Below are 12,721 nucleotides of genomic sequence, written 5' to 3'. Positions count from 1 at the left end.
ATGATTTTTTAATCAATCGTGTAAGCCAAAGCGTACAATGAATGATGGACTTTGCGTATAGGCAATTTTTTTGAAATCACCTATCATGCATTTCATTCAGGAACAGGATGTTCCAGAACATTCAAGGATTGAAATGTTCTAAAGCAAGGATCGTTTTGGTGCAACAGGAAGTTATACCGAGCAACAAATATGGAAAAGGCCCGACAGGATGTTGGGCTTTTTTTATGTGTGATGTCGCATAATTTTGAACAATCAAGTTTCTAAACTTGAAGCATGAAAACTGGGTCGTAGAACTAGAACTTTACAATCAAGGTTCCCATGGCCTCTTCATTGAAGTAATGAATTAAAGCTTCAGGCAAATGGTCAAAACCCTCAATCAGATGTGCTTGATAAGTCATTTTCCCTTGAGCTAAATATTCAGCGATTACTCGATTCGATTCATTCATAAATTCGAGATAGGGGCAGAGCATTGTCCCCCGAATACTTAAGTACCTGTGCTGAATACCCTCTAAATTTGCTGAATGGTAAGACGTGGGGTGCTGTGTGAATGGCTTGTCTAATACGATGACACGTCCAGATTGATTCATTTGCGCATAAATTAGTCTTTGTTGTGGTTCATCTTTATTATCAAAGAAGATGTCTATACCATCTGGTGCTGCAAGGCTTAATTGGGTGGCAGAATGTTTGTTGCTCATATGAATGGCTGAATCAAAACCCAATTCATTTACTAAGTATTGGCATTTTTTACTGGAGTCCGAACAGCCGATGACCCTTAGACCTTTGGCTTTTGCGAGTTGACCCAGTAAAGAACCCAGTGTGCTTGCTGCATTGGCAATCAGGAGCGTTTCCCCAGCTTTCGGTTGGGCAAGTTTGATTAACCCGATATATGCAGTAAGACCTGTAAAATAGAATAAAGAAAGTACGGCTTCCGCAGGGAGGGCCGAATCAATAATATACATCTCAGAATGCCCTAAAACATATTCATTCCAACCTGTAATCCCCACCACTTGAACCCCTACGGGAAATTGAGGATTTAGAGACTCAATGACCTCACCAACACCATAAGATTGTATAATTTCACTCTTCTGCGTGGGCGTAAATGTATTGTAATGTCTTTGTTGTAACCAATGAGGCATGACAGGGTCTAAGCATATATGCGTCTGCCTAACCAAAAACTCACCCACAGTTAAATTTGGCGAAGGTAAGGGAACCCTATCAAATATATCCATACTCAATTTTCCTTGTGGATATCTGGACAACTTAAATGTTTTGATTCCTCATGATTGTCATCCTTTTACAGTTGCTTTTTTATCATTGATATTGCACTGATCAAGCTCAAGCGTTGTGTGAAGAAAGACCGTTCTATCGTTATTGTTTACTCTTGCGTAGATGATTTTACTGTTTTTAATCTCAGTCTTGTTATGTACTGGGTGAGGTCTTTATTCTGTTGGTCTTCTCCTGAAGAGGTCGGCTCATTGAGACATTATCAAGTACAGATACTGAATTGTATTGTTCACAGATATGAATAAATTTTCAGTATTGGTCATGCCGAAAAGTCTGTCTGGCGTTGTAGAGACATGAATGCGATACATTGATTTTAAAATGTACAGCTATGGCATTTCAATCTGATTTTGATCCATTTTCTGCATCATTGCTCTTTTAATTGAGCACGTAAGCGATTGAGTTCTTCACGTAACTGACTGACTTGGTCTGGCGCACATTGAATGGCTGTCAGAATTTGTTCAGGAATTGGCATTACGGCTTGTTTTAGAGCCTGTCCGTTGGTAGTCAAGGAAATCAGTACTCGTCGTTCATCTTCAACTGAGCGTTTGCGTTCAATAAAACCTAAACTTTCCAGCCGTTTTAATAAAGGAGTGAGGGTGGAAGATTCTAAAAAAATTCGTTGTCCAATCTCAGACACAGTGAGCTGATCTTGTTCCCATAAAATCAGCATGACCAAATATTGTGGATAGGTAATTCCATGCGGCTGTAATAATTTTCGATAGTACTGATTCAGCGCAAGATGAGTCGAATATAAAGCAAAACAAAGTTGATTATCGAGCTTTAATAACTCCTCTTGGTTTGACATAAGGGTGTACCAATTTGTGAAATAACTTCTATTATAACTTTAAGCCAGCATGGCTGACATACCCATCTTCAAATTCAGGTATTTAGGCAAAATTTGCATACAATAATCTGTATTTTTGCTGTGAACTTGGGACGAGGATGACGATCAATATGGGCATAAAACTGCTTGTAAAATAGCCAAAAAGGCGTATGCTTATTTTCCTGCTGTAAAAGTAGAAAAATTGAAATCTGTATTTAAAAGGTGGAACAGAATGGCCAAGAAGAAAGCTGAGCCAAAAGTCGTAATTCACAACTTTGTGGCAAAACACATGCATGAAGTTAACCAAAGCCACGTTTTTGTAGATCGAAAGAAAAATGCAAAACGAGGTTATAGCAAACATAAGCAAGGGCGATATTCCGAAGATTATCGCCCTTTTTTATTGCTATTCTGTGCAGCATGATGGATGTGTTAAGCACCCACAATACGAGTACTTGATTTCACCATATCGGCTAAGCCATGCGTTTTGAAATAATATTCCATCCAACTTTTTATCATGAGTGGATTACTCATTTTTAAAACACGATCCAGTTGTTCTTGAGCATCAGACATCGGAACATGACAAATCGCTTTACGTACACGCAAGATGTTACTTGAACTCATCGACAGCGTATTAAAGCCCATTGCCATAAGCAGGACGGCAGAGAGCGGATCACCCGCCATTTCACCACAAATACTGATGGGCTTATTGTACTTATGACACTCTTGAACCAAACGCGTGAGCGCTCTTAAAATTGAAGGGTGAAAGTGTGAGTAGACATTGGCAACGCGTGGATTATTACGGTCAACCGCCAATAAATATTGGGTTAAGTCATTCGAACCCACTGAGAAGAAATCCACCAACTCTGCAAACTCTTCAATTTGTAGCAGCACACTCGGTACTTCAACCATTATGCCAATTTTCGGCTTATTGATTTTAACCTGTTCTTCTTCTTGCACCGCTTGCCAGTCACGATCGAGTAAATACAAGGCTTCTTCGACTTCACTGACACTGGTCACCATCGGTAATAAAATATGCAGATTATTTAGTCCAATGCTAGCTTTGAGCATCGCTCGAATTTGTGAAGAAAAAATTTCGGGATGATCGAGGGTAAAACGAATACCTCGCCAGCCCAAGGCAGAGTTTTCTTCTTCAATCGAGAAATAAGGCAAATCTTTATCCGCACCAATATCGAGGGTACGCATAACCACAGGCTTGTTGGCAAAGTGGCTGAGCTGTTGACGATAAATGGCACGTTGTTCTTCTTCTCCGGGGAAGCGGTCACGTAACATAAATGGAATTTCAGAGCGATATAGACCAACACCTTTGGCGCCACGTTGTACACCACGAACGACATCAATCATGAGACCTGTATTCACATAAAGAGGCACAGCAACGCCATCAGGCGTAATTGCATCTTTGGTCTCATATTGTTTGAGATCTTTGGCAATTTGCTCTTCTTCTTTTTGGATTTCTTTATAGCGAGTACGTAAACGACGTGGTGGATTAATAAATACCCGACCTTGATGTGCATCGACAATCATCTCAGCATCATCAAGGGTATTAATTGGCAGTTCAGTCACCCCAACCACTGTTGGAATTCCTAGTGCACGTGCCACAATGACCATGTGCGAATTCATTGCCCCTTCGCTGGTCACAATCGCTGCAATTTTGTCGACAGGCAGTTCAACCAATGCCGCAGTTGAAATTTCTTCGCCAATCAGGATGCTTTCATCTGTCAGTTCACGGTGGCTAGAATCGGCTTCTTGTAAAAAAGCCAAAATACGTCGACCTAAATCTTTCAGGTCGGCCACGCGTTCGCGTAAATAGTCATCTTCCATTTGTGCAAATAGCGCAATATGGTTCTCAATCACAATACGGACGGCACCTTGTGCCCAATTACCATCCCGGATTTCCGATTTAATTTCGGCTGGTAGGGCATTTTCGTCCAGCATACGCAGGAAGACGCTAAACAATGCGCGTTCTTCTGCCATCAAGGCATCTTGCATTTTATCGTCGAGTGATTGAATTTCTTCTCGAACAGCCTTGAGTGCACTATCCAGTAAAGCCAATTCTTCGCTAATGTCATCAGCTTCGCGGTCTGGTACTGCCGATAAGTCAGCAGGAGGATATAAAATGACAGCGCGACCTAAGGCAATACCTCCGGAACCTGACACCCCTTGGAAGGTTTTGTAAGCAGGTAAATTGTTGGGTTTACGGAACACATCAATATTGCCAACAGCATGTGCGTGTGCGATTACGCCTGAAAGCTGCGCACAGAGTGTGACAAGAAAGGATTCAGCCGCTTCACTAAAATCTTGTTTATCTTTATTTTGAACCACCAACACACCCATCACCTTGCGGCGGTACATGACGGGTACACCGAGGAAAGAGTTATAAATTTCTTCCCCAGTTTCTGGCAGATACATAAACCGTTCATGTTTGGGTGCATCGTCTAGATTGACAATTTCTTCACGTTGTCCCACCAGACCGACCAAACCTTCGCCTGTGTGTAAGGACACATGTCCGACAGATTCAGGATTTAGCCCTTTAGAAGCCATGAGCAGATAACGTTGGTTACGTTCATCTAAAAGATAGATCGAGCAGACATCGACATGCATCGCTTCAGCGACCTGATTGACCATAATATCGAGTGATTCATGCATACTGGTGGACGCATTGATTTCTTGCACAATACGTCTAAGGGTATCCAGTTGCATGTTTGACATAGAGTCTGCTCCCAAAAAAAATGTAAATTAGTTTTATTTATAGCAATAGTGTCTTAAAAAATCTGCATATTTATACATTTTTTTAAGGTTTTTTTATGGGTAATTGATTGCACAATTCCACCATAGCTTTACGGTAGACATCTCGCTTGAAATTCACCACCTGCCCTAATGGATACCAATAGCTCACCCATTGCCATTGGTCGAACTCGGGTGGATCGGACAAATTCAATTGAATATGCTGTACCGAAGCGGTTAACTTGAGTAAAAACCACTTTTGTTTTTGACCTATACATACGGGGTCTGAATCCGTACGTATATACCGATGTGGCAAACGGTAGCGCAACCACCCTTTAGTTTGCGCTACAATTTCGACGTGTTCGGGCAGTAAGCCAACTTCTTCTCTCAGCTCACGATAAAGTGCCTGTTCGGGGGTTTCTCCATATTGGATACCTCCTTGTGGAAATTGCCAAGCATTGTGTCCAATGCGTTTTGCCCATAAAACCTGTCCAAAGTCGTTTGCCAAAATGATCCCGACATTGGGTCGGAAACCTTCAGAGTCGATCATTTGGCTACCTAAATTTTGTGTAATATTGTGGCTTCGCGTTCGGGGAGTGTTATTTCTTTATCCAACTCGAACCAAAACAAAGCTAAAATGTTAAAATTGCTATGATCTTAACGAATTTCTATCGACTAGCGGAGATAGATTTACAATTTTTTTCTTAAATTTCAGTTTTTACGAGTATTTTCATGAAATTGGCGCTATTTGATCTCGATCACACCTTACTGAATACCGATTCAGATCATTCTTGGGGAGAGTTTTTAGTCAATGAAGGACTGGTCGACCCCATCCGCCATCGTCAAATGAACGACAAATTTTATGAAGACTATAAGGCAGGGCAATTAGACCCGATTGCCTACAATGAATTTGTATTTGAATTTTTGACCCAGCATGACAACCAGTATTTAACCGAATTACATGAATTGTTCATGCAGAAAGTGATTCGTCCTCAAATGCGCCCTGAGGGTTTCGCTGCTATTGAAAAGCATCGTGAAGCAGGCCATGCCTTGGTCGGAATTACCGCCACTTCAGATTTTATTACTGCGCCGATTTTTCGTGAATTTGGTATTACTGAAATTATTGCCACCAATGCTGAAGTGGTTGATGGAAAATACACGGGTAAAGTGATTAATATTCCATGCTACCAAAAAGGCAAATTAGCGCGTTTAGATTTATGGTTGGCGGGCCGTGAAGTTAAAGAGTCTTGGGCTTATTCAGACTCCATCAATGATCGTTTTTTGTTGGAATATGCAGACCATGCGATTGCGGTGAATCCAGATGATCGTCTAGAAGTTTTGGCCAAAGAACAAGGTTGGGCTATTCAAGATTGGTCGATTAGCTAAAGCGTTTTTAGTAGATTTTGATGAACAAGCATAGGGGATTGAAATCCGCCTATGCTTTTTCATGGACAGATTAAAGAGATTTAACAGTTTTTAGGCTGTTGAGTTGATATGCTAATTGGGAAAATAAGAAAATTGAAGGACATGAGCATGAATCAAGTTCGACCAAGAATGACACATTTATTTGAACAGCTCGGTTTAGACGCGAGTGAAGATGCAATTGCGTTATTTATTGTGACCCATCAACTGAATGCACAGACGCATATTGTACAGGCGGATTATTGGAGCGAAGCGCAACGTCAGTTTTTAGAAGAAAAAATTCAGTCCGATGGAGAATGGGCGATTGTCGTGGATCAGTTGAATGAATCGTTGCATGAAGATTCAGTTACCTAACTTGTTGAGCCTTCTACGGCAGTGCGATTGCTGAAGGCTCACTCTGTTATTTCATCATTTCAATCAGCTCTAGTACTGCTTTCGACTGGGTACGTCCAGGGTGCCAAACCATGCCCAATTGACGATTCATTTCAAAACGAATGTCGAGTTGCTGTAAATCTTGATTGAGCAGGGTTTGTGGTAAGACTGACCAGCCTAGACCAATTGAAACCAACATCCGAATAGATTCTAGTGGATTATTGCTCATGGTAATTTTCGGCTTTAATCCCTGTTTTTCAAATTCTGCTAAGGTAATTTGACTAGTATAGGTTTGGGCAGAGGGCAATAAACTTGGATAGGCAATTAAATCTTCCAGTTTCAGGTTTTTCTTTTGAGCCAAAGGGTGAAAGGGGGCTGCAACGAACACCAGAGGATCATTCCAAATGGTGACATAATTGAGTCGATGATCGCCTTGCGGAGGTAAAGTAAGAAAAGCCAGTTCTAAATCACCTGCAAGGACTTGCTCGTGTGCTTGTTCAGAGTCGACAAAATGTACATCTAAGGTGACTTGTGGAAATTGTTGTACATAATGGCGTAAATGATGCGGCAGATGATGCAGACCAATGTGATGACTGGTGCCAATCTTGAGTTTACCTTGTACCTGTCCTTGTTCATGGCTCAGGGTATGGTGAATATCACCGAGTTCATTTAGCCAGTTTTTAACTTTCGGTAATAAAGAATGTGCAGCGTGGGTCGCTTGAACACCGCGTCCTGCCGATTCAAATAATTTAACCCCAAAATAATCTTCTAAGCTATGAATACGTTTGGTTACCGCAGGTTGAGTAATGAACAGTTGGTCCGCCGCTAAAGAAATTGAACCTGTTTCCATGACTTTTACAAATGCTTCAAAGGCAGCCAAATTCATTGTGGAGATCCATAAAGTTTTTTTATATATATTCTATTATTTAGAAACTTTAAGGATTAATCAAATAAAAAAGCACCCGAGGGAGGGTGCAAAGAGGAACTCAAGCTCAAGGACATACTGGATCACACGCAGGATTCTTAAGGTTGCGTTGCGGTTATTGTTTGCTTATCCCAGACTTTCTCGTGGAAGAAAAAGGCAAATGCTTGAACCGTTGGTTCGAGTAAACTTAAAGTGATTGCCATGATCAGGCTACCTGTCACACAGTATCCGACCAACATCGCGACACTTATATGCATAATGTAATAACTAAATGTTTTCTTTAAAGTGCGTTGGTTGTGTTGAACAAAATGATAAAGATGTGCCATAAGTCGCGCCTTGAGCTGTGGGGAATAAGTAAATCATAATGATTTTCATTTGATTTGTTAAAGCGAATATATTTTTTAAATTGATCGGATAATTAGATGGTAAGTGGGAGCTTAAATTATTCCAAAAAGTTTTTAAATTTATAAAAATGATAAATTAGATTTATATTATTTCAGCGCTATAATCACTTAAAGTAAAGAAATTACCCAGTTCTATGGAGCGCGTCGACATGGCAGGCAAAACCTTATATGACAAATTGTGGGATGACCACTTAGTAAAACAACGTGATGATGGTTCGTGCTTACTTTATATCGACCGTCATTTATTGCATGAAGTGACTTCACCGCAAGCTTTTGAAGGTTTACAACTTGCTGGACGTCAACCTTGGCGTTTAAGTGCGAATGTCGCGACTCCTGATCATAACGTACCGACTTCAAAGAAAGAGCGTGAGCAAGGAATTGCAGGGATTGAAGATGATACTTCACGTATTCAAGTGCAAACTTTGGATGACAACTGTGAAGCCTTCAATATTGTTGAATTTAAAATTAATGATATCCGTCAAGGGATTGCACATGTCGTTGGGCCAGAACAAGGTTTAACTTTGCCAGGTATGACGGTAGTGTGTGGTGATTCGCATACGGCAACTCATGGTGCTTTTGGCTGTTTGGCGCACGGGATTGGCACTTCAGAAGTTGAACATGTATTGGCAACCCAATGCTTGGTTCAGAAAAAAATGAAGAACATGTTGGTTCGTGTCGACGGTACTTTAGGGCAGGGCGTAACCTCAAAAGATGTGGTGTTAGCGATCATTGGTAAAATTGGCACAGCAGGTGGTACGGGTCACGCGATTGAATTTGGTGGTCAAGTGTTCCGTGATATGTCCATTGAAGGCCGTATGACCGTATGTAACATGGCGATTGAAGCGGGTGCACGTGTGGGTATGGTCGCTGTTGATGACAAAACCATTGCCTATGTGAAAGACCGTCCTTATGCACCAAAAGCAGAACAATGGGATGCGGCGGTTGAGTATTGGAACACTTTACATTCTGATGCCGATGCTGAGTTTGATACCGTCGTGGTATTACAAGGCGAAGAGATTGAGCCACAGGTGTCTTGGGGAACTTCTCCAGAAATGGTGATTCCAGTTTCGCAAGCGGTACCGACTTTGGCACAAGCGAAAGATGACGTGCAGCGCAATGACTGGACACGTGCCTATAACTACATGGGCTTAGAAGCGGGTCAAGCATTGTCGGATATTCAATTGGATCGTGTATTTATTGGTTCATGCACCAATTCACGAATTGAAGACATTCGTGCAGCGGCTGAAGTGGTGAAAGGTCGTAAAGTAGCTGCAAGCATTAAGCAAGCCATGGTGGTTCCAGGTTCTGGTTTAGTCAAAAAACAGGCTGAAGAAGAAGGTTTAGATCAAGTTTTCCTTGATGCAGGTTTTGAATGGCGTGAACCAGGTTGCTCAATGTGCTTGGCAATGAATGCCGATAAATTACAGCCGGGTGAACATTGTGCTTCGACTTCAAACCGTAACTTTGAAGGTCGTCAGGGCAATGGCGGTCGCACGCATTTGGTGAGTCCAGCAATGGCAGCCGCCGCGGCGATTGCAGGTCATTTTGTTGATGTTCGTACATTCTAATTGGACTAAGGGGAGCAAAACATGAAAGCTTATACCGTTGAACAAGGTATTGTTGCACCATTAGACCGTGCCAATGTCGATACCGACTTAATTATTCCAAAGCAGTTTTTAAAATCAATTAAGCGCACAGGATTTGGCGATAACTTATTTGATGAATTACGTTATTTAGATGAAGGCTATCCAGGACAGGACAATTCTAAACGTCCCAAAAATCCAGATTTCATCTTAAATCAACCGCGTTATCAAGGTGCATCGGTTCTTATTTCGCGTGCCAATTTTGGTTGTGGTTCAAGTCGTGAACACGCACCGTGGGCATTGGAAGAATACGGTTTCCGTACCGTGATTGCACCAAGTTATGCCGATATTTTCTTTAATAACAGTTTTAAAAACGGCATGTTGCCAGTTATTTTGGCTGAAGAAATTGTCGATCAACTTTTCAAAGAATGTGCTGCGACAGAAGGTTATCAACTTACGATTGATCTTGCTGCACAAGAAGTACGTACACCCAATGGTGAAGCATTCAAATTTGAAGTTGATCCATTTCGTAAGCACTGCTTATTGAACGGTTTAGATGACATTGGTTTAACTTTACAAGTGCAAGATGATATCCGTGCTTATGAAGCGAAAACCAAACAATCACGACCTTGGGTTTTCCAAGAAATCCAAGGCTAAAGGTTGCATATTTAGTCATGACAACACCGCCCAACTCTTGCTAACATCGGGGCATAATCAACATGATAAATGCTTTATTACGCAAGGTTGGGCTAGCAAAATGACGAAAGTTTTCGGTCAATGTGTTATTGCGGGATTGTTGTTCAGCACACTGAGCGCATGTCAGTGGGTAGATAGTGCTCGCATTAAGCAAGTGGAATATGCCGAAAGCCCATCATCAAATGCTTTAATTTATTGTTCTGGAACACATAATTGTGAGTTTGAGCGTTTAGGCGACATTTTTATTGTCGATGCGCGAACCCATCGAGTAAATTCTGAAGCAATTGATAAAGGTTTGGTTCGTTTACAAGCCAAAACCTTGAATCAGCCGAATGCATTGTATTTATCTGCGCCTGCGAAACAACAAGAATTGGTGATTCGATTTTATCCAATTTCACCAGATCGAGCAGAAACTTTGCATGTGATTCATGCGTTTAAAGCCAAACAAAGCTATACCTTTAAAATGTATCGGGATCGAACTCGACAACATATCAGTTTATTGAATGCATCTGCTCCAGACCCACTGTGCGTAGATTTGCAGCAAGAACAAAAAACAATTCGTCGCTTTTGCAGACCGTATGACCCGCAAACTGGGTTAGGTGAGTTTGTAGAGCAAAAAATTTAATCTCTAAACAGTCCTAGTACTGATGAAATAATGGAAGTTCTCATGTCTAAACAAATTTTGATTTTGGCGGGTGATGGTATCGGTCCTGAAATTGTCAAGGCCGCAGAGCATGTACTCGATCGAGTCAATGAAAAATTTAATTTAGGTCTCACATGGGAACATGGCCTATTGGGTGGTGCAGCCATTGATGCACATGGTGAACCGTACCCAGCAGTGACAGCGGAACAGGCAAAAAAAGCCGATGCAATTTTGTTAGGTGCTGTGGGTGGTCCTAAATGGGATAGCATTGAGCGCTCAATTCGTCCAGAACGTGGCTTGTTGAAAATTCGTAGTGAATTGAATTTATTTGCAAATTTACGTCCTGCGATTCTTTACCCACAATTGGCCGATGCATCGAGCTTAAAACCTGAAATTGTTGCGGGCTTGGATATTCTGATTGTACGTGAATTAACAGGCGGGATTTACTTTGGTCAGCCACGTGGTATTCGTGAATTGGAAAATGGCGAGAAGCAAGGCTTTAACACCGATGTCTATTCAGAGTCAGAAATTAAGCGTATTGCGAAAGTGGCTTTTGAGTTAGCTGGTTTGCGTGGTGGCAAAGTCTGTTCAGTCGATAAAGCCAACGTCCTTGAAGTGACAGAGCTTTGGAAGCAAACCGTTACCGCATTAAAAGAAGAGCAATATCCTGAAATTAATTTGTCACATATGTATGTCGACAATGCAGCCATGCAGTTGGTGCGTGCGCCTAAGCAGTTTGATGTGATTGTAACGGGTAACTTATTTGGCGATATTTTGTCAGATGAAGCAGCCATGTTGACAGGTTCAATTGGGATGTTGCCATCAGCTTCTTTAGATGAAAATGGTAAAGGCATGTATGAGCCGTGTCACGGTTCGGCACCAGATATCGCAGGTCAGAACGTGGCGAACCCATTGGCGACCATTTTGTCGGTTGCCATGATGTTGCGTTATACCTTCCGTGAAGAGGCTGCTGCACAGGCTATTGAAGACGCGGTAGGACAAGTTTTGGATCAGGGCCTACGTACTGCCGATATCATGTCGGAAGGAATGAATAAAGTAGGTACAGTGGAGATGGGGCAGGCTGTAGTTGCTGCACTCGCATAATCTCTTTGTCGTGTAAAAAACGCAGCCATCGCTGCGTTTTTTTATGGGGGGAAGATTTCCCCATAACACGCGGTAAATGAGCTTGTGCAGACTCGAGCGATTCAGGCTTATTCGTTCAGCAGGATGTCTGACTCATAGAGAAGAATGATGGGTTGTAGTGATTTTTTGATGCAAGGTCAAAAGCAAATTACTGTCTAGAGCAGTACAGCGCAGAGATAAAAAAGATACAACCTTGTCTGTCTAGGGGCAATGTTCAAGTTCAGCAAAATATGCTTAGATAGGCCATATAATAAAGCGATTTGGACAATTTCATGCGCAAAATCATATTGGCTCTCCTCTGCGGGGCGATGGCAACCTTCAGCTATGCAGATAACTGTGACAATGCTCGTAACACCTATGATGATATTTACTGCACCAATAAAATTTATGCCAGTGCAGATGCCGATTTGAATAAGAACTATCAACAATTACGTAAACAACTGAATGCAGCACAACAAAAAACGTTGAAAAAGTCACAATTGGCATGGATTCGTCAGCGCGATGCGGAGTGTACCGATGATGTACAAAGTACTGTCAATGTGCAGTGTCGTTTAACCACCACTCAGGATCGTAACCACTGGTTACAAGAACGTTTACGTGAATGTCAAACGGTGGGCTGTAAAACCTCACGTTTAAGTGAATAGGTGTAGAAGATCTCGATATAAAAAAAGCCACATGATGTGG

Annotated in this window: 14 protein-coding genes; 8 read left to right on the top strand and 6 right to left on the bottom strand. The window is 41.7% G+C overall.

Going from position 1 to position 12,721, the window contains the following annotated elements; all coding sequences use genetic code 11:
* Nucleotides 1–293: 293 nt before the first annotated feature.
* Both DCO44_RS00515 and DCO44_RS00510 read right to left on the bottom strand, forming a co-directional pair.
* Nucleotides 294–1,259 carry an MDR family NADP-dependent oxidoreductase gene (locus tag DCO44_RS00515; RefSeq protein WP_228157485.1) on the bottom strand — a complete coding sequence of 322 codons (966 nt, stop codon included), beginning with the start codon at nt 1,257–1,259 and terminating at the stop codon, nt 294–296.
* Nucleotides 1,260–1,648: 389 nt separating this feature from the next.
* The gene (locus DCO44_RS00510) at nt 1,649–2,089 is read right to left on the bottom strand and encodes a MarR family winged helix-turn-helix transcriptional regulator (protein WP_116758680.1); all 441 of its coding nucleotides are present in this window, start codon (nt 2,087–2,089) and stop codon (nt 1,649–1,651) included.
* Between the two features lie 250 nt (nt 2,090–2,339).
* Between DCO44_RS00510 and DCO44_RS00505 the strand changes: the two genes are divergently transcribed.
* Entirely contained in the window at nt 2,340–2,528 is a 189-nt protein-coding gene (locus tag DCO44_RS00505; protein WP_116758679.1) for a hypothetical protein, read from the top strand.
* A gap of 8 nt (nt 2,529–2,536) precedes the next feature.
* On the opposite strand, the gene ptsP is transcribed toward DCO44_RS00505, so the two are convergent.
* Together ptsP and DCO44_RS00495 are read right to left on the bottom strand one after the other, a co-directional pair.
* Nucleotides 2,537–4,834 (bottom strand): phosphoenolpyruvate--protein phosphotransferase, encoded by a 2,298-nt coding sequence (gene ptsP / locus DCO44_RS00500; RefSeq protein WP_116758678.1) that lies wholly within the window; start codon nt 4,832–4,834, stop codon nt 2,537–2,539.
* Nucleotides 4,835–4,916: 82 nt separating this feature from the next.
* Nucleotides 4,917–5,399 (bottom strand): RNA pyrophosphohydrolase, encoded by a 483-nt coding sequence (locus DCO44_RS00495; protein WP_116758677.1) that lies wholly within the window; start codon nt 5,397–5,399, stop codon nt 4,917–4,919.
* 182 nt (nt 5,400–5,581) lie between these two features.
* Between DCO44_RS00495 and DCO44_RS00490 the strand changes: the two genes are divergently transcribed.
* Both DCO44_RS00490 and DCO44_RS00485 read left to right on the top strand, forming a co-directional pair.
* Nucleotides 5,582–6,235, top strand: coding sequence for an HAD family hydrolase (locus DCO44_RS00490; protein ID WP_116758676.1), 654 nt, complete (start codon nt 5,582–5,584; stop codon nt 6,233–6,235).
* A gap of 147 nt (nt 6,236–6,382) precedes the next feature.
* A complete protein-coding gene (locus DCO44_RS00485; protein WP_116758675.1) occupies nt 6,383–6,625 on the top strand; it encodes a DUF2789 family protein in 243 nt (80 codons plus the stop codon).
* Between the two features lie 46 nt (nt 6,626–6,671).
* Here DCO44_RS00485 and DCO44_RS00480 read toward each other — a convergent pair whose 3' ends face one another.
* Nucleotides 6,672–7,529: a LysR family transcriptional regulator gene (locus DCO44_RS00480; RefSeq protein ID WP_116758674.1), complete on the bottom strand. Its 858-nt coding sequence runs from the start codon at nt 7,527–7,529 to the stop codon at nt 6,672–6,674.
* Nucleotides 7,530–7,666: 137 nt separating this feature from the next.
* Entirely contained in the window at nt 7,667–7,894 is a 228-nt protein-coding gene (locus DCO44_RS00475; RefSeq protein WP_116758673.1) for a DUF2061 domain-containing protein, read from the bottom strand.
* A gap of 227 nt (nt 7,895–8,121) precedes the next feature.
* On the opposite strand from DCO44_RS00475, the gene leuC reads away from it, so the two are divergent.
* The 5 genes from leuC (at nt 8,122) to DCO44_RS00450 (ending at nt 12,681) form a co-directional block, all read left to right on the top strand.
* The gene (gene leuC, locus DCO44_RS00470; RefSeq protein WP_116758672.1) at nt 8,122–9,540 is read left to right on the top strand and encodes a 3-isopropylmalate dehydratase large subunit; all 1,419 of its coding nucleotides are present in this window, start codon (nt 8,122–8,124) and stop codon (nt 9,538–9,540) included.
* Nucleotides 9,541–9,561: 21 nt separating this feature from the next.
* On the top strand, nt 9,562–10,212 hold the full coding sequence (leuD, locus tag DCO44_RS00465) for a 3-isopropylmalate dehydratase small subunit (RefSeq protein ID WP_116758671.1): 651 nt from the start codon (nt 9,562–9,564) through the stop codon (nt 10,210–10,212).
* Nucleotides 10,213–10,312: 100 nt separating this feature from the next.
* Nucleotides 10,313–10,876 (top strand): hypothetical protein, encoded by a 564-nt coding sequence (locus DCO44_RS00460; protein ID WP_116758670.1) that lies wholly within the window; start codon nt 10,313–10,315, stop codon nt 10,874–10,876.
* Nucleotides 10,877–10,918: 42 nt separating this feature from the next.
* Entirely contained in the window at nt 10,919–11,998 is a 1,080-nt protein-coding gene (gene leuB, locus DCO44_RS00455; RefSeq protein WP_116758669.1) for a 3-isopropylmalate dehydrogenase, read from the top strand.
* Between the two features lie 311 nt (nt 11,999–12,309).
* Nucleotides 12,310–12,681 carry a lysozyme inhibitor LprI family protein gene (locus DCO44_RS00450; RefSeq protein ID WP_116758668.1) on the top strand — a complete coding sequence of 124 codons (372 nt, stop codon included), beginning with the start codon at nt 12,310–12,312 and terminating at the stop codon, nt 12,679–12,681.
* Nucleotides 12,682–12,721 lie beyond the last annotated feature (40 nt).

The sequence above is a fragment of the Acinetobacter sp. AM genome, from assembly GCF_003105055.1.
Taxonomy (GTDB): Bacteria; Pseudomonadota; Gammaproteobacteria; order Pseudomonadales; family Moraxellaceae; genus Acinetobacter; species Acinetobacter tibetensis.
The sequence above is the reverse complement of the archived record's forward strand: the minus strand, read 5'-3'. Positions and strand labels throughout refer to the sequence as shown.